Genomic DNA, 21,193 nt, shown 5'->3' on the forward strand with positions numbered 1-21,193 from the left:
GTTCGCCAAAAGGCCTATGGCGAGCCCTCGCGGCTGCGTCTAGTATGGGCGCGTTCACATCCGCCTGGAGGCGCGCCATGTCGGCCAAGAAGAAGTCCATCACTACCCCGTTGCACCTGCTGCACCAACTGTCTGCCAGCCTGCTCGAACACCTGGAAAATGCCTGCTCGCAAGCGCTGATCGACGCCGAGAAACTGCTCGCCAAGCTGGAGAAGCAGCGCGGCAAGGCGCAGGAAAAACTGCACAAGGCTCGCAGCAAGCTGCAGGACGCGGCTGTTGCCGGCAAGGCCAAGGCGCAAGCCAAAGCCAAGGATGCAGTCGCCGAGTTGGAGGGGCTGCTCGACTCGCTCAAGGCCAGCCAGAGCGAAACCCGCACCTACATCGCCCAGCTCAAGCGTGATGCTCAGGAAAGCCTGAAGCTGGCACAGGGCGTAGGCAAAGTGAAGGAAGCCGCTGGTAAGGCGTTGGATGCACGTGAGACCAAAGCCGCTGCTCCGGCCGCCAAGCCGACCAGCAAACCGGTCGCGGCGAAGAAGCCTGCTGCTGCGAAGACGCCCGTGAAGAAGGCCCCGGCCAAACCGGCTGCTGCCAAACCGGCGAGCAAACCCGTCGCCAAGCCAGCAGCGAAACCTGCGGCAGCCAGCAAACCTGCGGTTAAGCCAGCTGCCAGCAAGGCCGTTGCGGCAAAACCCGCTGCGCCGAAAGCTGCCGCCAAACCCGCTGCAGCCAAGCCCGCAGCAGCCAGTAAACCTGTCGCCAAACCTGCTGCCAAGCCGGCTGCCAAGGCCACGCCTGCAAAACCCGCGAGCAAACCGGTCAGCAAGCCGGCTGCGGTGAAGAAACCAGCCGCTGCCAAGGCTCCGGCGAAGAAGGCTCCGGCCAAGCCAGCAGTTGCCAAACCAGTCGCCGCAGCGGTTGCTCCGGCAGCCCCTGCTGCTCCTGCGACCACCAATGGAGCCACCGCCCCGGTTACTCCGAGCGCTTCCTAAGGGTGATCAACGGCGCCGCGTAGCACCTGCAGCGCGGCGCTGTTCCCTCCGGCCAGGCGAATCAGCCAATCGTTTTCGCCTGCCTCGTTTGGCCAGTGCTCGGCCAGCACCTGCAAACGATCGAGCAATACCCGCTCGGCCTGCAGTTCCAGTTTCTTGACCTGCTCACGCAAGGCTGCCAGCTCCGCATCGTGGCTTGCGTTCGCGCGCCAGTCCTGGCGTACCTGGCGCAAGGGTGCGATCACCTCGCGTTGCCAAGGGGCAGCCGCTTGCTGCAGTGCCTGCAGGCGCTCATCCAGGCAGCGCACACCGCGCCGCTGCAACCAGGCTCCGGTCAGCAGCAGGCAAACGTCACTACCTGTGTCCTGCAACTCCAGGCAGGCCTGTTCCACGCCTGCTCTGGCGTAGAGTTCGAGGGCGAAATTCCACAGATCCTGCACGCGGCCTCCGGGGCGATTTGATAGACTCCGCCGCCATTATGATCCGACTCCAGAACCTCACTCTACAGCGTGGCCCGCAGCGTCTTCTCGAAGGCGCCGAGCTGACCCTGCACGCCGGTCACAAGGCCGGTCTGATCGGTGCCAATGGCGCCGGTAAATCCAGCCTGTTCGCCCTGTTGCGTGGCGAGCTGACGCCTGATGCCGGAGATTGCCTGCTGCCTGGTGATTGGCGCATCGCCCATATGCGCCAGGAGGTCGACACCCTTGATCGGCTGGCGGTGGACTATGTGCTCGACGGTGATCACAACCTGCGCCGCGTGCAGGCCGAACTGGCTGCAGCCGAGCAGGCGCATGATGGTGCGGCCATCGCTCGCCTGCACAGCGAGCTGGACAGCGCCGACGGCTACACCGCCGATGCTCGCGCGCGCAAACTGCTGGCCGGTCTGGGCTTCGAGAACGCGCAGATGGATCGCCGCGTCGGCGACTTCTCCGGTGGCTGGCGCATGCGCCTGAACCTGGCCCAGGCGCTGATGTGTCCGTCCGACTTGTTGCTGCTCGACGAGCCGACCAACCACCTGGATCTGGACGCCATTCTCTGGCTGGAAGGCTGGCTGCAAAGCTACCCCGGCACCTTGCTGCTGATTTCCCATGACCGCGATTTTCTCGATGCGGTGGTCGACCACGTCGCCCATGTCGAACAGCGCAAGCTGAATCTCTATCGCGGCGGCTACACGGCCTTCGAGCGTACCCGTGCCGAACGTCTGGCCCAGCAGCAACAGGCCTACGAGAAGCAGCAGGCGCAGCGCGCGCACATGGAAAAGTACATCGCCCGCTTCAAGGCTCAGGCCACCAAGGCCCGTCAGGCGCAGAGCCGGATCAAGGCCCTGGAGCGCATGGAAGAGCTGAGCGCGGCGCATGTCGACTCGCCCTTCGACTTCGTTTTCCGCGAGGCCGACAAGATCTCCACGCCACTGCTCAGCCTCAGCGAAGGTCGCCTGGGTTATGGCGACAAGACCGTGCTGCAGCAAGTCAAGCTGAGCCTGGTGCCGGGCGCGCGTATTGGCCTGCTCGGCCCCAACGGCGCGGGCAAGTCGACGCTGATCAAGAACCTGTCGGCCGAACTGCAGCCGCTCGGTGGCAGCCTGACCCGTGGCGAGAACCTGGTGATCGGCTATTTCGCCCAGCATCAGCTCGATGCCCTGGATGACAAGGCCAGCCCGTTGCTGCACCTGCAGCGCCTGGCACCGGCCGAGCGCGAGCAGACCCTGCGTGATTTCCTCGGTGGCTTCGATTTCCGTGGCGCGCGTTGTGACGAGCCGGTGGTGAATTTCTCCGGTGGCGAGAAGGCGCGCCTAGCCCTGGCGTTGATCGCTTGGGGCAAGCCCAACCTGCTGCTGCTCGACGAGCCGACCAACCACCTCGACCTGGAAATGCGCCTGGCCCTGACCATGGCCCTGCAGGAGTTCGCCGGTGCTGTCGTAGTGGTCTCGCACGATCGTCATCTGCTCAAGAGCACCACCGATGAATTCCTGCTGGTCGCGGAAGGGCGTGTGGTGCCGTTCGACGGCGATTTGGACGACTACGCGCGCTGGCTGATCGATTACCGGCAGCGCCAGGCGCCACCGAGCGCACCAGCTGAAGGGGCGGCGGACAAGACCGACAAGCGCGCCCAGCGCCAGGCCGCCGCCGCGCTGCGTCAGCAACTGGCGCCGCACAAGAAGCAGGCCGACAAGCTCGAGCAGGAACTGGGTAAGGTGCAGGAAAAGCTCGCCGCCGTGGAAACCCAGCTGGGCGACAGCGGTCTGTACGAGTCCGCGCGCAAGGATGAGCTGCGCCAGCGTCTGGCTGAACAGGCGCAGCTCAAGGCCCGCGAGGCCGAGCTGGAGGAAGCCTGGCTGCTGGCGCTGGAAACCCTGGAGGCGTTGCAGCAGCAATTGGAGGAAGCCGAGTAATGGAACAGCTTGAACTGCTGGCGGCCTGGCGCGACCCACTGATTCGCACCGGCCAGGTACTGCTGATCATCCTGCTGGCGTGGATCGCCCAGCGTATTCTCACCCGTGCCATCAGCCGTCTCGGCGCGCGTTACAGCCTGCTGCCGCCAGAAGTGCTGCAGCCGCTGCGTGGGCTGGTGCGTTGGCTGATCATGGGCAGCGCTCTGCTCATGGTACTGGAGCGCCTGGGTGTTTCCGCGACCGTGCTGTGGACGGCGCTGACCGGCTTCACCGCTGTCGCCGCGGTGGCGTTCTTCGCCATTTGGAGCGTGCTGTCGAACATGTTCTGCGCGCTGCTGATCTTCACCATGGGGCCGTTCCGTATCGGCGATACGGTCGAGGTGATCGACAGCGCCGACAAACCGGGCGTCAAAGGCCGGGTCATCGCCATCAACCTGTTCTACACCACCCTGCAGGACCTCAGTGAGGAGGCTGCCGGCGCCGTGTTGCAGGTGCCCAACAGCCTGTTCTTCCAGAGGTCGGTGCGCCGCTGGCGCTGACCGACTGGTCGAGGCGCTGGAGCAGGAGTAGGCTGTGCTGCTCTTCCCCTGAATTCAGCTTCTCGAGGTACGCATCATGGCATTGGAAACCTGGCTCGCTTTCTTCGTCGCCTGCTGGGTGATCAGCCTGTCGCCGGGTGCTGGTGCCGTGGCCTCGATGTCGGCCGGTATGCAGTACGGCTTCTGGCGCGGCTACTGGAACGCGCTCGGCTTGCAGCTCGGTCTGGCGCTGCAGATCGCCATTGTCGCCGCGGGTGTGGGCGCCGTCCTTGCCACCTCGGCCCTGGCCTTCAGCCTGATCAAGTGGTTCGGCGTGGCCTATCTGGTGTTCCTCGCTTACAAACAGTGGGTCGCCCTGCCCAGCGATCTGGATGCCGGCGCGGCCGAGCGTCCTATCGGCCGGCCACTGACCCTGGTGCTACGTGGCTTCTTGGTCAATTTCAGCAACCCCAAGGCCATCGTCTTCATGCTCGCGGTACTGCCGCAGTTCATCAATCCGCATGCACCGCTGGTGGCGCAGTATCTGGTGATGGGCGTGACCATGATCATCGTCGATCTGATCGTCATGGCCGGTTACACCGGCCTTGCCTCGCGCGTGCTGCGCCTGCTGCGCACCCCTCGTCAGCAGCGGGTGATGAATCGCAGTTTCGCCGCGCTGTTCGCCGCCGCTGCGGGCCTGCTGGCGACGGTCAAGCGCGCAGCCGTCTGAGCTACTTCAGCCTCGATCGGCGCACGGTCGAGGCGGCCCCGAGACACTGCCCCGGTGCTCCGCTCGGCTGATTGTTACCAGATATTTCAGATTGTTCTTGTGCTTGGTCGTTAGGCCGGCAACAATTTAATGCCACCCATTCTCGTTTGGGATGCATTAATGATCCGCTTTCGTTTCTCCCTTTCCTGGCTGATGCTGCCGTTGCTGGCCAGTCTCAGCTTTCTCGCCATTGGCGAACCCCTCGACGGCGCCGCACAGGCGTTGCACCTGATCGGTTACATCGGTGCTGATTACCCGGCTACCGTTGCGGGCGGTCAGGTTATCGATGCCGGTGAATATCAGGAGCAACTGGAGTTTCTCGATGTACTGCAGGGCCTGATCGTCGCCTTGCCCGCTCAGGTCGGCCGCGCCGAGCTGGAGCAGGGCGTCAGCAATCTGCGTCAGGCGATTGCTCAGCGCCAGCCGGGCGAGGAGGTTGCTGGCGCCGCCCGCAGACTGGGCGCACGTCTGGCTGAGCTTTATCAGGTGGCGCAGAGCCCAGTGCTGACGCCGGACCCGGAACGCGGCGCGCCGCTCTACGCTCAGCACTGCTCGGTGTGCCACGGCGACACCGGCCTGGGCGATGGACCTGCCGGTATCGGCCTGGAGCCAGCACCGGCCAATCTGCGCGATGCCGCGCGTCTGGATCGGCTGAGCCTTTACGATCTCTACAACACCCTCGGTCTGGGCATCGAAGGCACCGATATGCCGGCCTTCGCCGATCAGCTCGACGAACGTCAACGCTGGGATCTGGCTGCCTACATCGCCGGCTTCACAGCAGCACCGGTGCAGGGCCAGACACGCTTTGCCATGAACGAGCTGGCAGGGCGCGCGCCCGCCGAAATTGCTGCCGCCGGTGGCGATGTTGCCGCGTTCCGCGCTCAGCGCGCGCATCCGGTGCTGGAGCAGCGCGGTCCGCAGCAATTGATCGGCTACACCCGCTCGACCCTGGAGCGCAGCCTGCAGGCTTATCGCGAGGGTGATCGCGAGCAGGCTTATGACCTCTCCGTAGGCGCCTATCTGGAAGGCTTTGAACTGGTCGAAAGCGCTCTCGACAACCTCGATGCCGCGCAGCGCAAGACCACCGAGCGCGCCCTGATGGCCTATCGGCAGGCGCTGCAGGATGGCGCCAGCGTCGCGCAGGCTGCTCTGGCACTGGAGCAGGCCAAGGTCGAGCTGGACAAGTCCGCTGCACTGCTGGCCGAGGGCGCCATGGACGACAGCCTGAGCTTCTTCGCCAGTCTGCTGATTCTGCTACGCGAGGGGTTGGAAGCGATTCTGGTGCTGGCGGCGATTCTCGCCTTCCTGCGCAATACCGGGCAGCAGCAGGCGGTACGCAGTGTGCACATTGGCTGGGGGCTGGCGCTGCTCGCCGGTGTCGCGACCTGGGCGGTGGCGGCCTACCTGATCGATATCAGCGGCGCCCAGCGCGAGCTGCTGGAGGGCGCCACGGCGCTGTTCGCCAGCGTGGTGCTGCTGTGGGTCGGCGTGTGGATGCATGATCGTCGTCATGCTGCGGCCTGGCAGGATTACATCAAGAGCAGCCTGGTCGGCGGTGGTGGCCGTTTTGGCTTCGCCATGCTGGCGTTCTTCTCGGTGTATCGCGAGCTGTTCGAAGTGATTCTGTTCTACGAAACCCTCTGGCTGCAGGCCGGCCCTGCCGGGCACGGTGCGGTGCTGGGTGGCGCTGCTGCCGCGCTGGTGCTGCTGATCGGCCTGGCCTGGGTGATCCTGCGTGGTTCGCGGAAACTGCCGCTGGCGACCTTCTTCGGCGTCAACGCGGTGCTGCTGTGCGTGCTGTCCGTGGTCTTCGCTGGCCATGGCGTGGCCGCGTTGCAGGAGGCTGGCGTGCTCGGTACGCGACCGGTGGTCTTCTTCGAGTTCGACTGGCTGGGCATTCATGCCGATGCCTGGAGCCTGTCGGCGCAGGGACTGGCGCTGGTCGGTATCGCACTGCTGTACGGGCGCAGCCTGCTAGGGGAGCGTCGACGCATGGTCGAGCAGGCCTAGACAACCTGCTCAGGTTTGAACGAGGGCGAGCTTTGCCCGCCCTCGTTGTGTCATAGCGTGAACCGCCGCTACGACAGCTGGTCTCAGTGCACCTAGGCTGCTTCCAATTCCTCTGCCGAGTGCGCGCATGTCTTCCTCGATCCACTCCACTCACTACGCCGACAGCCCCGATCTGGCGTTGGCTGTATTGCGTCACCCCACCCTGGAGCAGGCACTCTCAGCGGCCTGTGCCCAACTTGCCATACGTGAGGCCTTTCTCGCTGCGTTGCGTGATCCAGCCATCGGTCCACAGCCGCGGCTGCTGTTGGCAATTTCCGGCGCCGACATGCGTGGCCAGCGTCGCCTGGCTGCGCTGGTAGCCGAGCTGCTGCCGGACGAGGTGGAGCTGGATCTGATCGAACTGGCCGAGGACAACCTGTCGCGCGCCGTGCGTGAGCGCTGCGAGCCGTTCTACCAGGCCTGAGCCTCGCGCCTGCTGGCATACTGGGCGCTGGTTTCTCTACGGACGTTGCTGCATGCGCGTATGGATCGACGCCGACGCCTGCCCTCGGGCGGCGCGGGATCAAGTGGTCAAGTTTGCCCTCAGGCGGGGTTTCGAAGTGGTGCTGGTGGCGGGCCAGGCCGTGGCGCGGCCGAATTTCGCCTGCGTGAAACTGATCGTGGTGCCCAGCGGGCCGGATGCGGCGGACGATCATCTGGTCGAGCATGCCGTGCCCGGCGAGCTGGTGATCTGTAGCGACGTACCGCTGGCCGACCGCCTGGTGAAGAAGGGCGTGGCCGCGCTCGATCCGCGCGGCCGCGAGTTCGACGAGCGCAACATGGGCGAGCGTCTGGCGGTGCGTAATCTGTTCACCGATCTGCGCGAGCAGGGACAGGTGGGTGGTGGCCAGGCGCCGTATTCGGAGAAGGACCGGCAGGCTTTTGCCAACGCGCTGGATCGGATTCTCACGCGTTTGAGTCGTTAGCAGCCTCGGCTATCGAGGCAATGACCGTAGGAGCGAACTCTGCTCGCGAATTTCCTGAGGCTGGGCGCTTCGCGAGCAGAGCTCGCTCCTAAAAGGCATCCGTTCAGCCGCACAGATAGGTGCCGGTGCCAACCGCCACCAGTACGCCCTCGTCGTTGTGCAGCTCCATGCGAATCACCGCCACCTTGTTACCGGCGCGCAGTGGCGTGGCCGTGGCAGTGAAACGCTGGCCGCGACCGGGGCGCAGGTAGTCGATGCGCAGGTCGATGGTGCCGAGCTTGGACAACTTGCTCATGCGCTCGGCTGGCGGCAGGTGCTGGTGGTTGGCGAAGGCGCCGATCAGCGCCATGGCGCCGCCACAGACGTCAAGCAGCGAAGAAATCACCCCGCCGTGGAGGATGCCGTGGACGAAGTTGCCGATCAGTTCGGGTTTCATCGGCAGGTGCATGGTCACCCGCTCGGGGCTCAGCTTATCGAGCTCGATGCCGAGCACCTGATTGAAGGGAATCCGTTGGAAGAAACTTGCCACCGCCTGCTGCAGGTCGGGGCTGAGGACGAAGGGCTGGGACATGGCAGGGGCTCCGGGAAATCCTGTCGCCACGCTGCCGCAGCCCAAGCGGTTTGACCAGCGGCGCGGCCAGACTGCCCTGGCCAATGACCGAAGCGCCCTGTAGTGGTGCGGGCTGGTAGGGTGGAACCTTGAACCTTGTAGGGTGGGCTTCAGCCCACGCTGATCGATATTGAAGCTGAAGCGGAACGCTTCCCGGCCCACCTTACAAAGTCCCTGTATGGCGTCAGTCAGTGGTGCGCCAGCTCCAGCACGCGGTCGACCATCTTGTTGATGCCCGAGGCGGCATCGGCGATGGACTGGGCGAGCATGTAGGCCGGCGTGGTCACCAGCTTGCGCTGGCTGTCTTCGATGATGTCGCTGACCTCGCACTCATGGTGCTCGGCGCCCATCTGGGTCAGGGCGGCGGCGGTGTCGTGATCGTTGCCGATGGTGCAGACCACGCCGGCACCGAAGATCTTCGCCGCCAGTGCCGGGGCGATGCACATCAGGCCGACCGGCTTGCCGGCATCGACGAAGGCCTTGCAGGCGGCCAGTACGTCCGGTTGTACGGTGCAGCCGGCGCCACTGGTGGCGAAGTCGGAGAGGTTCTTCGCCACGCCGAAGCCGCCGGGCAGGATCAGTGCGTCGAACTCGGCCACATGCAGCTCTTTCACGTCCTTGATCTTGCCGCGGGCAATGCGCGCCGATTCCACCAGGACGTTGCGCGTCTCGTCCATCTCGTCGCCGCTGTAGTGATCGACCACGTGCAGCTGCGGCACGTTGGGGGCGAAGCACTGCACCTCGGCGCCACGCTGGTCGAGGCGCAGAAGGGTGATCACGCTTTCATGGATCTCGGCGCCATCGTAGACGCCACAGCCGGACAGAATCACTGCCACTTTCTTGCTCATGCTCGACTCCTGGTGAGGAAAGACGCGACCGTGAAGCGGGCGCGGGTACTACCAATTCTTGGGTTGTCGCCAAATGCCACTCGGACTGTCATTTGCCGCCGCGAAGCCTGGCGAAGCTGCGCATAGGATGAATAACAGCTCATTCCCGACACAAGTACAACGATACGGCGCAGTCATGAATTATGTTCTCTACGCAGTGCCCTTCTTCTTCCTGCTGATCGGCCTGGAATTGCTCGCTGACCGCTGGCGCGGCATGCGTACCTATCGCCTGGCCGATGCCCTTAACAGTCTAAGTGCCGGCGTATTGTCCCAGGCCACCGGGATTCTCACCAAGGTGGTCGGCCTGCTGACCTACGCCTTCGCCTGGGAGCATTTGGCGCTGTTCGAGTTGTCCGAAAGCAGTCTATGGGTGTGGCTCTTCGCCTTCGTCTTCTACGATTTCTGCTACTACTGGAACCACCGCCTGGGCCATGAGCGCAACGTGCTCTGGGCCGCACATGCGGTGCACCACCAGAGCGAGGACTACAACCTCTCCACCGCGTTACGGCAAACCAGCACCGGTTTCATCTTCGGCTGGATCTTCTACTTGCCGATGGCCGTGGTCGGTGTACCGCCGCTGGTCTTCCTCACTGTTGCCGCCCTGAACCTGCTTTATCAGTTCTGGGTGCATACCCGGCATATCCCCAAACTGGGCTGGTTCGAGTGGCTGTTCATCACTCCGTCCAACCACCGCGTGCACCATGCACAGAATCCTATCTACATGGATCGCAATTACGGCGGTGTGTTCATTGTCTGGGATCGAATTTTTGGCACCTTTCAGGAGGAGCTCGATGAAGAGCCGGTGGTCTTCGGCGTGACCGTGCCGCTGGCAAGCTGGAACCCGCTGTGGGCCAACCTGCAGGTTTACGCCGGGCTGTGGAACGATGCCAGACGCGCTGGCGCCTGGTGGGACCGCCTGCGCATCTGGTTCATGCCCACCGGTTGGCGCCCGGCCGACGTCGCGGCGCGTTATCCACAGGCCAAGGCGGACCTGAGTCACTTCCGCAAGTTCGAGGTACCGCTGGGGCGTGGCGCCCAGGTCTACGCGCTGCTACAGTTCGTCTGCTACCTGCTGGCCGGCGTGTGGCTGCTGGCGCAGGGCGATTCACTGGCGATAGGCGCAGTGCTGCTGGCGTGCCTGTGGATGGCTCTGGGCCTGTGCAGCATCGGCATGTGGCTGGAGAATCGCAGCAATGCCTGGCAGATGGAGTGCCTGCGTCTGGTGAGCAACCTGCCGGCGTTCTGGCTGGCTGGTGAACTGGGCATGCTGACGCTGGATGCCTCCGCCTGGGCCTGGCTGATCGCCTACAGCCTGGTCAGCCTGCTGGGCATCTGGCTGGCTCGCGGTTCAGCCGCGCCGGCGCTGACGCCACCGGTATAGCCAGGCGAGGGAAAGCAGCACCACCACGGCCGCGAGCAGGATGACCTGGTAGTTGCGCAGTTCTTCCAGCAAACCGCCCATGGCATTTCCCAGGCTGTAGGCCAGCAGGCTGATGCCGCCAGCCCAGACGCCGGCACCGATGGCGTCGAGCAGCAGATAACGACGCCAGGAATAGCCGGACAAGCCAATGGTCAGCGGCATCACCGTGCGCAGGCCGTAGAGAAAACGAAAGCACAGCACCCACAGGTCCGGGTAACGTTTGATCAGCGCGCTGGCGCGTTCACCCAGCGGTTGCCAGCGCGGTTTGCGCTCAAGCAGCGCGCGGCCGTGACGGCGGCCCAGGTAATACCACAGCTGATCGCTGGCGAAGGTGCCGAGGAAGGCGCACAGCGCCACCCATTCGATCTCCAGCACGTTGCGCACGGCCATGTAGGCAGCCAGCAGCAGGGATACTTCACCTTCGAGAAAGGTGCCCAGTACCAATGCTGGATAGCCAAACTGGCGGATCAGGTCTTGGAGCATGCCGTGCGCTCGATGAGAAGGTGCTGAAGACTACTCTGACCACGAGGAAGCCGGAAGGTGGCGCGTCATGCCACAATGGCCAGGTTTCGTGGCATTGCCGCCGCCCTGGCTGCGACCCGCAGTCGCATCGCGTCATGCGGATGTCATCATTTGGTCATAATGCCCGCTTATAACCGTCACACTGGCCCGCCCGTGCGGGCTCTGGAGTCTGCCGTGAGCGTTACCCCCGCCAATCGTCTGTTCCCTGCCACCCGCCTGCGTCGCAATCGCCGCGACGATTTCTCCCGCCGTCTGGTGCGCGAAAATCGCCTGAGCGTCGATGACCTGATCCTGCCAGTGTTCGTCCTCGACGGCGAAAACCGCCGCGAAGCCGTACCGTCGATGCCGGGCGTCGAGCGTCTGTCCATCGACCTGCTGCTCAAGGAAGCTGAGCACTGGGTCGAGCTGGGTATTCCGGCGCTGGCACTGTTCCCGGTGACGCCGCTGGAGAAGAAATCCCCCGACGGGGCCGAGGCCTGGAACCCGGACGGTATCGCCCAGCGCGCAATCCGTGCTCTGCGTGCGAAATTCCCCGAGCTCGGCGTGATCAGTGACGTGGCGCTCGACCCGTTCACTACTCATGGTCAGGACGGCATCCTCGATGAGTCCGGCTATGTGCAGAACGACATCACCGTTGATGCGCTGGTCAAGCAGGCGCTATCGCATGCCGAGGCCGGTGCCCAGGTGGTGGCCCCGTCGGACATGATGGATGGCCGCGTGCAGGCGATCCGCGAGGCGCTGGAACTGGCCGCCCACGTCAACGTGCGCATCATGGCCTACTCGGCCAAGTACGCCAGCGCCTACTACGGCCCGTTCCGCGATGCGGTGGGCTCGGCCGCCAACCTCGGCAAGGGCAACAAGCTCGGCTACCAGATGGACCCGGCTAACGGCAACGAGGCGCTGCACGAAGTGGCAGCCGACCTGGCCGAAGGCGCCGACATGGTCATGGTCAAACCCGGCATGCCCTACCTGGACATCCTCTGGCGGGTGAAGGATGCCTACAAGGTGCCGACCTTCGTCTACCAGGTCAGTGGCGAGTACGCCATGCACATGGCCGCGATTCAGAACGGCTGGCTCAGCGAGGCGGTCATACTGGAGTCGCTCACCGCCTTCAAACGTGCCGGTGCCGATGGCATCCTCACCTATTTCGCCGTACGGGCGGCAGAACTGCTAAAACAAGAGCGATGACGCTCTCAGGAACCCAGCGATGAACAGCGAAGGACTCAACAGCGAAGTGCTCGACAACAACCCGCCTCAGGCCGAGGTGGTCGCCGAGACGCCCGTGGTGGAAACTCCACCGCCGGCCCCGATCCCCAGCCTGGATGACAGCAGCCTGTACATCCACCGTGAACTGTCGCAGCTGCAGTTCAATATCCGGGTGCTGGAGCAGGCGCTGGACGAGTCCTATCCGTTGCTCGAACGCCTGAAGTTCCTGCTGATCTTCTCCAGCAACCTCGACGAGTTCTTCGAGATTCGCGTCGCCGGCCTGAAGAAACAGATCAATTTCGCCCGTGAACAGGCCGGCGCGGATGGCCTGCAGCCACACCAGGCGCTGGCGCGCATCAGCGAGCTGGTGCACGAGCAGGTCGAGCGGCAGTACGCCATCCTCAACGACACCCTGTTCCCGGCGTTGGCCAAGCACAACATCACCTTCATTCGCCGGCGGTTCTGGACCACCAAGCTCAAGGCCTGGGTACGCCGTTACTTCCGCGACGAGATCGCGCCGATCATCACCCCCATCGGCCTCGACCCGACGCACCCCTTCCCGCTGCTGGTGAACAAGAGTCTGAACTTCATCGTCGAGCTGGAAGGCGTCGATGCCTTCGGCCGCGACTCCGGTCTGGCCATCATCCCAGCGCCGCGCCTGCTACCGCGTATCATCAAGGTGCCGGAGGACGTCGGTGGCCCTGGCGACAACTACGTGTTCCTGTCGTCGATGATCCACGCTCACGCCGATGATCTGTTCCAGGGCATGAAGGTCAAGGGCTGCTACCAGTTCCGCCTGACCCGCAACGCCGACCTGTCGGTGGACACCGAGGACGTCGAGGATCTTGCGCGCGCCCTGCGTGGCGAGCTGTTCAGTCGTCGTTATGGCGATGCGGTGCGCCTGGAAGTGGTCGACACCTGCCCGAAACACCTGCGCGATTATCTGCTCAAGCAATTCGGCCTGACCGAGGGCGAGCTGTACCAGGTCAACGGCCCGGTCAACCTGACCCGCCTGTTCAGCATCACTGGACTGGATAACCACTCGGACCTGCAGTACGCGCCGTTCACCCCGGTGATCCCCAAGCTGCTGCAGAACGCCGAGAACATCTTCAGCGTGGTGAGCAAGCAGGACATCCTCCTGCTGCATCCCTTCGAGTCCTTCACCCCGGTAGTGGACCTGCTACGCCAGGCGGCGAAGGACCCGCACGTGCTGGCGATCAAGCAGACCCTGTATCGTTCCGGCGCCAACTCGGAGATCGTCGACGCTCTGGTGGAAGCCGCGCGTAACGGCAAGGAAGTCACGGCGGTGATCGAGCTGCGTGCGCGCTTCGACGAAGAATCCAACCTGGCCCTGGCCAGCCGTCTGCAGGCCGCTGGCGCAGTGGTGATCTACGGTGTGGTCGGCTTCAAGACCCACGCCAAGATGATGCTGATCCTGCGCCGCGAGAACGGCGAAATCGTTCGCTATGCTCACCTTGGCACCGGCAACTACCACGCTGGCAACGCCAAGCTGTATACCGACTACAGCCTGCTCACCGCCGACGTGGCCCTGGGCGAGGACGTGTCCAAGCTGTTCAGCCAGCTGATTGGCATGGGCAAGACCCTGCGCATGAAGAAGCTGCTGCATGCACCCTTCACCCTGAAGAAGACCCTGCTCGACCTGATCGCCAAGGAAACCACTGCGGCGGCCGAGGGCAAGCCGGCGCATATCATCGCCAAGTTCAACTCGCTGACCGACCCCAAGGTCATCCGCGCGCTATACAAGGCCAGTCAGACCGGGGTGAAGATCGACCTGGTGGTGCGTGGCATGTGCTGCCTGCGACCGGGTATTGCCGGGGTCTCGCACAACATCCAGGTGCGCTCGATCATCGGCCGCTTCCTCGAGCACACGCGGGTGTTCTACTTCCTCAATGGCGGTGACGAGCAGATTTATCTGTCCAGCGCCGACTGGATGGAGCGCAACCTCGACAAGCGCGTGGAGACTTGCTTCCCGGTGGAGGGCAAGAAGCTCATTACCCGCGTCAAGAAGGAGCTGGAAAGCTACCTGACCGACAACACCCAGGCCTGGGTGTTGCAGTCCGACGGCCGCTACCTGCGCCAGCAGCCCACCGGCAACCAGAATCCACGCAGCGCTCAGTCCGGGCTGCTGGAGAAGCTGACCGCGCCGGTGATCATCGCGCGATAAAAAAGCGGCTGCGTGCAGCCTTCTGATGACCCTCTCCCATTCATGGGAGAGGGTGCCCGAAGGGCGGGAGAGGGTTGAGGCCGCGTGCCTTAGCTTTGCGACGCACTTCCTGCGCCGATGAGCGCCTGATCGCTGGCGATCAGGCTGGGGCGCGGAGCGGGGTGCCCGAAGGGCAAGAGAGGGGGCTTTGTGGTCCTGGCGGGCCTCATCCGCCCTACAGGTCGAGCCGCGCCCGCAGGGGGCGCCATGCGCACCGGGGTATCAGCGCACGCTCAAGGTCAGATCGATACGGCTGAGCCACGCGGCTTCGGCTTCGAAGTCCGCCAGGGTCAGCGGGTTGGCGGCCAGCCAGCCTTCAGGGAAGACGATCTCCAGGCTGTTGTCGCCGGCCTTGAACTGCACCTGTGGCATGTCCTGCGTACCACGGATGTGGTGGAACAGAATGGCGAAGCGCAGCAGCACGCACAGGCGCATCAGCTTCACGCCTTCCTCGCCGAAGTCTGCGAACTTGTCCTTGGGAATGTTGCGGCGGTGGCCGCGTACCAGCAGGGCGAGCATCTGCTGGTCCTGGCGCGAGAAGCCGGCCAGGTCGGAGTGCTCGATCAGATAGGCGCCGTGCTTGTGGTACTGGTAGTGAGCGATATCCAGACCCACCTCGTGCACCTTGGCACCCCAGCTCAGCAGCTCGCGGTGCCAGTCGTCGGTCAGACCCCAATCGGCGGACACCTTGTCCAGCGCTGACAGCGCCTTGGCCTCGACCCGTGCGGCCTGGTCGACATCGACGTGGTAGCGCTCCATGAACGCCGCCAGCGTGCGTTCGCGTACGTCCTCGTGCTGGTGACGGCCGAGCAGGTCATACAGCACACCCTCTCGCAGCGCGCCTTCGGAGTGGCTCATGCGCTGAATGTCACAGGCATCGAAGATGGCTTCGAGAATTGCCAGGCCGGCGGGGAAGATGCCACGGCGGTCCGGCTTGATGCCGTCGAGGTCGATCTTCTCCACCTCGCCGAGTTTGAACAGTTTGCGCTTGAGCCAGGCCAGGCCTTCGAGCGTGACCTCGCCATTACCGAGGCCGGCGGCCTTGGTCGCCAGGCCGATGGCCTTGATGGTGCCGGAGGCGCCGACCGCGTCCTCCCAGCCGAGCCGGCGCAGGCCCTGTTCGATGCCCATCAGTTCCAGACGAGCGGCGGTGTAGGCCTGGGCGTAGCGCGCCGGGGTGACCTTGCCGTCCTTGAAATAACGCTGAGTGAAGCTGACGCAGCCCATTTGCAGGCTCTCGCGCAGCAGCGGCTCGAAGCGCTGGCCGATGATGAACTCGGTGCTGCCGCCGCCGATGTCGGCGACCAGGCGCTTGCCGGGCGTGTCGGCGATGCTGTGGGAGACGCCGAGATAGATCAGGCGTGCTTCCTCGCGACCGGAAATTACCTCGACCTGATGACCGAGGATCTCCTCGGCGCGGCGGATGAACACTGCGCGGTTGCGTGCCTCACGCAGGGCGTTGGTGCCGACGATACGCACCGCGCCTTCCGGCAGCGTGTTGGTGAACTGGGCGAAGCGGCGCAGGCAGTCGAGCCCGCGCTGCATCGCTTCTTCGCTGAGCTGACGCTCGTCGTCCAGGCCTGCGGCCAGTTGCACCTTGTCGCCGAGGCGCTCGAGGATGCGAATTTCGTGATTGTCGGCCTTGGCCAGCACCATGTGAAAGCTGTTCGAACCCAGGTCGATGGCAGCGATCAGGGGAAAACTCTCGGCAGGGGCTTTGGGCATGATTACGGCATCTCGTTCGATTTCCGCGCATCCTGCCACGACTGAGCGCATGAGCCAACGCATACGGTTGTCGCATGAAACTGGTCTAGACCTGTGATTACTGCAGGTTCAGTACACTCAGTGGCTGTTTCAACACCTGCTCGTCGCAGTTGTGACCCTCGCCGCCACGGTCCACCACGATGAATCGGCCGGGGTGCTGCAGGCACAGCAGTGGGTGATGCCAGGTGCCGCGGGCGTAGTTCACCCCCTGGTCTGGCGCGCTGATGAAGGCGCGGATCTGCGACTCGTCCAGCTCGCCGGGTGGGGCGACGACGATCAGCATGCGCCCGCCGTCCACCGGATAAAAGGCCTGGCTGCCCAGCGGGTGGCGTTCGAGCATGCGGATGGCGATGGGCGCGTGCCAGGCCTTACCCTCGAACAGGTTGACCAGGGTGCGCGGCGCCTCGCCGGCCAGCTCCACTTTGGCCAGGTCGTGGTAGCGCGTGGTGGTGCCTACGTTGATCGGGAAGGCCGTGGCACCGGCCGTCTCGATCACCTCGCCGAAGGGGGCGAAGGCTGCGCGGGTCAGCGGCTCGATGCGCAGCGGTAGGGGCGCTGGTGCGTTCACAGGTTCACCGAGCCGATGAAATTGCGCAGCTCTTCCGTGCGTGGCGTGGCGAACAGCTCCTTGGGGTCACCGATTTCATGCACCTTGCCATGGTGCATGAACACCAGCTTGTTACCCACTTCGCGGGCGAAGCGCATCTCGTGGGTGACCATGATCAGGGTCATGCCCTCGCTGGCCAGTTGCTTGACCACCGCCAGCACCTCGTTGACCAGCTCCGGGTCGAGCGCCGAGGTGATCTCGTCACACAGCAGCACCTTGGGCGACATGGCCAGGGCGCGGGCGATGGCTACGCGCTGCTGCTGGCCGCCGGAGAGGCGCTCGGGGTAGGCGTCGAACTTCTCCGCCAGGCCGACGCGCTTGAGCATCTGCCGGGCGATCTGCTCGGCTTCGGCGCGCGGGGTTTTCTTCACCACTTGCGGCGCGAGCATGACGTTCTCGCCGACGGTCAGATGGGGGAACAGGTTGAACTGCTGGAACACCATGCCGACTTTCTGCCGCAGGCTGCGCAGGTCAGCGCGGGCGGCGTCGATGTACTCGCCGTCGACTTCGATGACGCCATCGTTGATCGACTCCAGACCGTTGAGGGTACGCAGGAAGGTGCTCTTGCCCGAGCCGCTGCGGCCGATGATGGCGACCACTTCGCCTTCCTCGACCTTGAGGTCGATGCCCTTGAGCACATGGTTGTCGCCGTAATACTTGTGCAGGGCGGTGACGTTAAGCAGTGACATTCAGCCTCCTTTCCAGGCGGTATGCAGCGAGCGAGAGCGGGTAGCAAAGCAGGAAGTAACCGAGGGCGACGAAGCCGTAGACCATGAAGGGCTCGAAGGTGGCGTTGGCCAGCATGCTGCCGGTCTTGGTCAACTCGGTGAAACCGATGATCGAGGTCACCGCGGTGCCCTTGACCACCTGCACGGAGAAGCCGACGGTAGGCGCCACGGCGATGCGCAGTGCCTGCGGCAGGACGACATGGCGCAGGGTTTCCAGGCGGCTCATGGCCAGGCTTTCAGCGGCCTCCCATTGGCCGCGGGTGATGGCCTCGACGCAGCCGCGCCAGATCTCGGCCAGAAAGGCGCTGGTGAACAGGGTCAGTGCGGTGGCCGCAGCTAGCCAGGGCGACACGTCGATGCCGAGCAGGGCGATGCCGAAGAACACCAGAAACAGCTGCATCAACAGCGGCGTGCCCTGGAACAGTTCGATATAGCCACGGGCCAGGATGCGCGGCGCCGACAGTGGCGACAGCCGCGCCAGCAACACCAGCAGGCCGGCGATACCGCCGCAGACGAAGGCCACCAGTGACAGCAGCAGGGTCCACTGCAAGCCGGTGAGCAGGTTGCGCAGGATGTCCCAGAGGGTGAAGTCCATCAGCGGGCTCCCATGATGAAGCGGCGGCCGAACCAGGCCAGCAGTTGGCGAATTCCGATGGCCATGACCAAGTACAGCGCGGTGGTCAGCAGGTAGGTCTCGAAGGCACGGAAATTACGCGACTGGATGAAGTTGGCGGCGAACGACAGCTCCTCGGTGGAAATCTGCGAGCACACCGCCGAACCGAGCATGACGATGATGATCTGGCTCGACAGCGCCGGCCACACCTTGCCCAGCGCCGGGCGCAGCACTACGTGGCGGAAGGTTTCGAAGCGGCTCATGGCCAGTGCGCTGGCGGCCTCGAGCTGGCCATGCGGGATGGCCTGGATGCCGGCACGGATGATTTCCGTGGAATAGGCGCCGAGGTTGATCACCATGGCCAGCACCGCGGCTTCCCACTCGCTCAGGCGCACGCCGAGCGAGGGCAGGCCGAAGAAGATGAAGAACAGCTGAACGATGAAAGGCGTATTGCGGATCAGCTCCACGTACACGCCGAATATCCGGTCGAACGGGCGGATGCGCCAGGCGCGCAGTATCGCCCCGACGATGCCGAGACCGACCCCCAGCAGGGTGCCGATCGCCGTCAGGCCGAGGGTGAAGGCCGCGCCCTGCAGCAGCAGATCACTGTGCTGCAGGACGGCGGCGAAATCGAACTGATACGCCATGGCTCAGCTCTCCGCGCGGCTCAGAGGCCGGCCGGCAGCGGCTGCTTCAGCCACTTCTGGCTGAGCGACTCGAGGCTACCGTCGGCCTTGGCGTCGGCGATGATGGTGTTGACCTTGTCCAGCAGCGCGCTCTGGTTCTTGTTCACGCCGACGTACACCGGCGAATCCTTGAGCTTGAGCTTCATGCTCGGTACGCGCTTGGGGTTGCGCTCGGAGATGGCCACCATCACCACGTTGCCGCTGGCGATCAGCTCGACCTGGCCGGAGAGGTAGGCGGCGATGGTCGAGTTGTTGTCCTCGAAGCGCTTGATGGTGGCGCCTTTCGGCGCGACGTTGCTCAGCTCGATGTCCTCGATGGAGCCACGGGTGACGCTGATGGTCTTGCCGTTCAGGTCTTCGAGGCTGGCGATGGCGGCGTCCTCCGGGCCGAACACGCCGAGGTAGAAAGGCGCGTAGGCGGCGGAGAAGTCGATAACCGCTTCACGCTCGGGGTTCTTGCCGAGGCTGGAGATCACCAGATCGACCTTGCCGGTGGTGAGGAAGGGGATGCGGTTGGTGCTGTTGACCGGGGTCAGCTCCAGTTTCACTGCCAGCTTGTCGGCCAGCAATTGCGCGGTGTCGATATCCAGGCCGCGCGGCTTCATGTCCGGGCCGACCGAGCCGAATGGTGGAAAGTCCTGCGGTACGGCGACCTTCAGCACACCGGCCTTGCTGATGTCTTCGAGGGCATCGGCGTGAGCGGTGCTGGCGCCGAAGGCCAGGGCAGCGAACAGGGTACCCAGCAGGGTGCGGTGAAATTTGCGCATGTCGAACTCCCGATGAATTAACGAAAACTGAAGCGTTTTGCCTGGCTCGTGCAGTGCATCGCCTGTGCCAAGTTCAATGAAATAAGGGCTCTCATCGTTTCAGGCGAGTGGAAACAAGGTCTTACTGGTCTGAACAGTTGGCGTAGCTGACCAGTTGGTCAGAAGCGTTTCTGAGCTATCTCGGTGCATCCGCGTGACGGGCTGTTCCACAAGAGGGCGTCGCTTGCCTGGGGCGGCCTTATGGCCGTACAAAGGCGACTTCACTGGACTGACCGGCCCGAACAGCCATGAATGCTTCTGCTCCCCGCGCGGTACCCGAATACGCCTTGCAGGCAATCCGCCGACTGATCGAGGAAGAGGGTTATCGCCCCGGCGACGCGCTGCCGTCGCAGCGCGATCTGGCCGAGCGCCTCGGTGTCAGCCGTGCGTCACTGCGTGAGGCGCTGTCGTCGCTCAGCGCGTTGGGCCTGGTCAGCGTGCAGGCCGGCAAGGGTGTATTCGTGCAGGAGGCAAGTAAGGCCGAGGCGGCCGGCGCTTTCGCCTGGCCCTTCGCCGCACAGGTGTCGGCGGCCGATACCTTCCAGTTGCGCTTCGCTCTGGAGGGCTTCGCCTGCGGCCTGGCGGCCGGGGTGATGACCGCCGAGGAGCTGGACATTCTCGAAGACAACGTCGAGCAGATGCGCCGCGAGCTGCGTGCCGGCGATTTCGAGCAGGCCAACCGGCTGGATTTCGAGTTTCACCAGCGTATTCTCGCCGCCAGCGGCAACGAGGCGATGTTTGCCCTGGTTACCTCCAGCGCCGAGATATTCCTGGAAAGTCAGAAGCTGCCGTTCATCCGCCCGGAGCGTGCGCAGGAAACCTGGCAGGAACATCGCAAGATCCTCAAGGCCCTGGCCCGACATGCCGCCGGCCCGGCACAGAAAGCCATGCAGCAGCACATCCGCGCGGCAGCGCTGCGCACTGGAATAGCCTTCATCACGCTTGGTGATTGAAACTATTGAGTGGCTCAATCGCCAGTGCCTTTCGGTGTCAGGCAAGCCGGGCTATGATGTCGCCACTTTTTGGTTGCCAGTCATCCTTGGCAGCAGCCCATCGGGCCGTCGCAAGCGACGTCAAAAATTCCTCCCGGCAATTTTTTGCTTCCGAATATACGGAGACTCCTCATGAGCGAATTCATCACCAACGTCAGCGACGCCAGCTTCGACCAGGACGTCATCCAGGCTGGAGGTCCGGTTCTGGTCGACTATTGGGCTGAGTGGTGCGGCCCGTGCAAGATGATTGCACCGGTGCTCGACGAGATCGCCAAGGAATACCAAGGCAAGCTGAAGATCTGCAAACTGAACATCGACGAGAACCAGGAAACCCCGCCGAAGTACGGCGTGCGTGGTATCCCGACCCTGATGCTGTTCAAGAACGGCAACGTCGAAGCGACCAAGGTCGGCGCGCTGTCCAAGTCGCAGCTGGCTGCTTTCCTCGATAGCAACATCTGAGGCAAGTCGCTGTGGAAGAGGCCCCG

22 protein-coding genes are annotated in these 21,193 nt (G+C 64.0%); 12 read left to right on the plus strand and 10 right to left on the minus strand.

The window, feature by feature from the left end:
- The first annotated feature begins 77 nt into the window (after nt 1-77).
- A complete protein-coding gene (locus tag JWV26_RS12135) occupies nt 78-989 on the plus strand; it encodes an AlgP family protein (RefSeq protein WP_206416951.1) in 912 nt (303 codons plus the stop codon).
- Here JWV26_RS12135 and JWV26_RS12140 read toward each other — a convergent pair.
- Entirely contained in the window at nt 986-1,429 is a 444-nt protein-coding gene (locus tag JWV26_RS12140; RefSeq protein ID WP_206416952.1) for a TIGR02444 family protein, read from the minus strand. The two genes, JWV26_RS12135 and JWV26_RS12140, sit on opposite strands and share 4 nt — an antisense overlap.
- A gap of 38 nt (nt 1,430-1,467) precedes the next feature.
- Between JWV26_RS12140 and JWV26_RS12145 the strand changes: the two genes are divergently transcribed.
- From JWV26_RS12145 to JWV26_RS12170, 6 genes are all read left to right on the plus strand, one after another.
- Nucleotides 1,468-3,381 carry an ATP-binding cassette domain-containing protein gene (locus JWV26_RS12145; RefSeq protein ID WP_074913545.1) on the plus strand — a complete coding sequence of 638 codons (1,914 nt, stop codon included), beginning with the start codon at nt 1,468-1,470 and terminating at the stop codon, nt 3,379-3,381.
- On the plus strand, nt 3,381-3,920 hold the full coding sequence (locus tag JWV26_RS12150; RefSeq protein WP_072423550.1) for a mechanosensitive ion channel family protein: 540 nt from the start codon (nt 3,381-3,383) through the stop codon (nt 3,918-3,920). Before JWV26_RS12145 ends, JWV26_RS12150 begins: the two co-directional genes overlap by 1 nt.
- Nucleotides 3,921-3,996: 76 nt before the next feature.
- A complete protein-coding gene (locus JWV26_RS12155) occupies nt 3,997-4,629 on the plus strand; it encodes a LysE family transporter (protein ID WP_072423549.1) in 633 nt (210 codons plus the stop codon).
- A gap of 159 nt (nt 4,630-4,788) precedes the next feature.
- Entirely contained in the window at nt 4,789-6,678 is a 1,890-nt protein-coding gene (locus JWV26_RS12160; RefSeq protein ID WP_206416953.1) for a cytochrome c/FTR1 family iron permease, read from the plus strand.
- Between the two features lie 127 nt (nt 6,679-6,805).
- A complete protein-coding gene (locus JWV26_RS12165) occupies nt 6,806-7,141 on the plus strand; it encodes an enhanced serine sensitivity protein SseB C-terminal domain-containing protein (protein WP_079784908.1) in 336 nt (111 codons plus the stop codon).
- 52 nt (nt 7,142-7,193) lie between these two features.
- Nucleotides 7,194-7,643, plus strand: a complete 450-nt coding sequence (locus tag JWV26_RS12170) for a YaiI/YqxD family protein (RefSeq protein WP_206416954.1) — start codon at nt 7,194-7,196, stop codon at nt 7,641-7,643.
- A gap of 103 nt (nt 7,644-7,746) precedes the next feature.
- On the opposite strand, the gene JWV26_RS12175 is transcribed toward JWV26_RS12170, so the two are convergent.
- Together JWV26_RS12175 and elbB are read right to left on the minus strand one after the other, a co-directional pair.
- Entirely contained in the window at nt 7,747-8,214 is a 468-nt protein-coding gene (locus tag JWV26_RS12175; protein ID WP_206416955.1) for a thioesterase family protein, read from the minus strand.
- A gap of 227 nt (nt 8,215-8,441) precedes the next feature.
- Complete coding sequence (elbB, locus tag JWV26_RS12180; RefSeq protein ID WP_079784907.1) at nt 8,442-9,101, minus strand: isoprenoid biosynthesis glyoxalase ElbB; 660 nt, start codon at nt 9,099-9,101, stop codon at nt 8,442-8,444.
- Nucleotides 9,102-9,276: 175 nt separating this feature from the next.
- On the opposite strand from elbB, the gene JWV26_RS12185 reads away from it, so the two are divergent.
- Nucleotides 9,277-10,521, plus strand: a complete 1,245-nt coding sequence (locus tag JWV26_RS12185; protein WP_206416956.1) for a sterol desaturase family protein — start codon at nt 9,277-9,279, stop codon at nt 10,519-10,521.
- Here the strand turns inward: JWV26_RS12185 and JWV26_RS12190 are convergent.
- Nucleotides 10,489-11,043, minus strand: coding sequence for a DedA family protein (locus JWV26_RS12190; protein ID WP_206416957.1), 555 nt, complete (start codon nt 11,041-11,043; stop codon nt 10,489-10,491). The two genes, JWV26_RS12185 and JWV26_RS12190, sit on opposite strands and share 33 nt — an antisense overlap.
- 213 nt (nt 11,044-11,256) lie before the next feature.
- Here JWV26_RS12190 and hemB point away from each other — a divergent pair, with 213 nt between their 5' ends.
- Together hemB and ppk1 are read left to right on the plus strand one after the other, a co-directional pair.
- Nucleotides 11,257-12,270: a porphobilinogen synthase gene (gene hemB / locus JWV26_RS12195; protein WP_206416958.1), complete on the plus strand. Its 1,014-nt coding sequence runs from the start codon at nt 11,257-11,259 to the stop codon at nt 12,268-12,270.
- Nucleotides 12,271-12,289: 19 nt separating this feature from the next.
- On the plus strand, nt 12,290-14,473 hold the full coding sequence (gene ppk1, locus JWV26_RS12200) for a polyphosphate kinase 1 (protein WP_072423542.1): 2,184 nt from the start codon (nt 12,290-12,292) through the stop codon (nt 14,471-14,473).
- A 261-nt stretch (nt 14,474-14,734) separates the two neighbouring features.
- Here ppk1 and ppx read toward each other — a convergent pair whose 3' ends face one another.
- The 6 genes from ppx to JWV26_RS12230 form a co-directional block, all read right to left on the minus strand.
- Nucleotides 14,735-16,237 (minus strand): exopolyphosphatase, encoded by a 1,503-nt coding sequence (gene ppx / locus JWV26_RS12205; protein ID WP_074913552.1) that lies wholly within the window; start codon nt 16,235-16,237, stop codon nt 14,735-14,737.
- Nucleotides 16,238-16,334: 97 nt separating this feature from the next.
- Nucleotides 16,335-16,844, minus strand: coding sequence for an ureidoglycolate lyase (locus JWV26_RS12210; RefSeq protein WP_072423540.1), 510 nt, complete (start codon nt 16,842-16,844; stop codon nt 16,335-16,337).
- Entirely contained in the window at nt 16,841-17,572 is a 732-nt protein-coding gene (locus tag JWV26_RS12215) for an amino acid ABC transporter ATP-binding protein (protein ID WP_074913553.1), read from the minus strand. Before JWV26_RS12215 ends, JWV26_RS12210 begins: the two co-directional genes overlap by 4 nt.
- Nucleotides 17,559-18,209: an amino acid ABC transporter permease gene (locus JWV26_RS12220; RefSeq protein WP_026088715.1), complete on the minus strand. Its 651-nt coding sequence runs from the start codon at nt 18,207-18,209 to the stop codon at nt 17,559-17,561. The genes JWV26_RS12215 and JWV26_RS12220 overlap by 14 nt, the downstream gene beginning before the upstream one ends.
- Entirely contained in the window at nt 18,206-18,871 is a 666-nt protein-coding gene (locus tag JWV26_RS12225) for an amino acid ABC transporter permease (protein ID WP_072423537.1), read from the minus strand. The genes JWV26_RS12220 and JWV26_RS12225 overlap by 4 nt, the downstream gene beginning before the upstream one ends.
- 20 nt (nt 18,872-18,891) lie before the next feature.
- Nucleotides 18,892-19,677 carry a transporter substrate-binding domain-containing protein gene (locus JWV26_RS12230; protein WP_206416959.1) on the minus strand — a complete coding sequence of 262 codons (786 nt, stop codon included), beginning with the start codon at nt 19,675-19,677 and terminating at the stop codon, nt 18,892-18,894.
- A 287-nt stretch (nt 19,678-19,964) separates the two neighbouring features.
- On the opposite strand from JWV26_RS12230, the gene JWV26_RS12235 reads away from it, so the two are divergent.
- Complete coding sequence (locus JWV26_RS12235) at nt 19,965-20,669, plus strand: FadR/GntR family transcriptional regulator (RefSeq protein WP_206416960.1); 705 nt, start codon at nt 19,965-19,967, stop codon at nt 20,667-20,669.
- Between the two features lie 171 nt (nt 20,670-20,840).
- Nucleotides 20,841-21,167: a thioredoxin TrxA gene (gene trxA, locus JWV26_RS12240; protein ID WP_206416961.1), complete on the plus strand. Its 327-nt coding sequence runs from the start codon at nt 20,841-20,843 to the stop codon at nt 21,165-21,167.
- Nucleotides 21,168-21,193: the final 26 nt, after the last annotated feature.

The sequence above is a fragment of the Ectopseudomonas toyotomiensis genome, from assembly GCF_017167985.1.
Classification (GTDB): Bacteria; Pseudomonadota; Gammaproteobacteria; order Pseudomonadales; family Pseudomonadaceae; genus Aquipseudomonas; species Aquipseudomonas toyotomiensis.

Excerpts from the sequence above, each read along its gene's own strand:
- JWV26_RS12135 (WP_206416951.1), top strand. The coding sequence starts at position 78 with ATGTCGGCCAAGAAGAAGTCCATCACTACCCCGTTGCACCTGCTGCAC.
- JWV26_RS12145 (WP_074913545.1), top strand. The coding sequence starts at position 1,468 with ATGATCCGACTCCAGAACCTCACTCTACAGCGTGGCCCGCAGCGTCTT.
- JWV26_RS12150 (WP_072423550.1), top strand. The coding sequence starts at position 3,381 with ATGGAACAGCTTGAACTGCTGGCGGCCTGGCGCGACCCACTGATTCGC.
- JWV26_RS12155 (WP_072423549.1), top strand. The coding sequence starts at position 3,997 with ATGGCATTGGAAACCTGGCTCGCTTTCTTCGTCGCCTGCTGGGTGATC.
- JWV26_RS12160 (WP_206416953.1), top strand. The coding sequence starts at position 4,789 with ATGATCCGCTTTCGTTTCTCCCTTTCCTGGCTGATGCTGCCGTTGCTG.
- JWV26_RS12165 (WP_079784908.1), top strand. The coding sequence starts at position 6,806 with ATGTCTTCCTCGATCCACTCCACTCACTACGCCGACAGCCCCGATCTG.
- JWV26_RS12170 (WP_206416954.1), top strand. The coding sequence starts at position 7,194 with ATGCGCGTATGGATCGACGCCGACGCCTGCCCTCGGGCGGCGCGGGAT.
- JWV26_RS12175 (WP_206416955.1), bottom strand. The coding sequence starts at position 8,214 with ATGTCCCAGCCCTTCGTCCTCAGCCCCGACCTGCAGCAGGCGGTGGCA.
- elbB (WP_079784907.1), bottom strand. The coding sequence starts at position 9,101 with ATGAGCAAGAAAGTGGCAGTGATTCTGTCCGGCTGTGGCGTCTACGAT.
- JWV26_RS12185 (WP_206416956.1), top strand. The coding sequence starts at position 9,277 with ATGAATTATGTTCTCTACGCAGTGCCCTTCTTCTTCCTGCTGATCGGC.
- JWV26_RS12190 (WP_206416957.1), bottom strand. The coding sequence starts at position 11,043 with ATGCTCCAAGACCTGATCCGCCAGTTTGGCTATCCAGCATTGGTACTG.
- ppk1 (WP_072423542.1), top strand. The coding sequence starts at position 12,290 with ATGAACAGCGAAGGACTCAACAGCGAAGTGCTCGACAACAACCCGCCT.
- ppx (WP_074913552.1), bottom strand. The coding sequence starts at position 16,237 with ATGCCCAAAGCCCCTGCCGAGAGTTTTCCCCTGATCGCTGCCATCGAC.
- JWV26_RS12215 (WP_074913553.1), bottom strand. The coding sequence starts at position 17,572 with ATGTCACTGCTTAACGTCACCGCCCTGCACAAGTATTACGGCGACAAC.
- JWV26_RS12225 (WP_072423537.1), bottom strand. The coding sequence starts at position 18,871 with ATGGCGTATCAGTTCGATTTCGCCGCCGTCCTGCAGCACAGTGATCTG.
- JWV26_RS12230 (WP_206416959.1), bottom strand. The coding sequence starts at position 19,677 with ATGCGCAAATTTCACCGCACCCTGCTGGGTACCCTGTTCGCTGCCCTG.
- JWV26_RS12235 (WP_206416960.1), top strand. The coding sequence starts at position 19,965 with ATGAATGCTTCTGCTCCCCGCGCGGTACCCGAATACGCCTTGCAGGCA.
- trxA (WP_206416961.1), top strand. The coding sequence starts at position 20,841 with ATGAGCGAATTCATCACCAACGTCAGCGACGCCAGCTTCGACCAGGAC.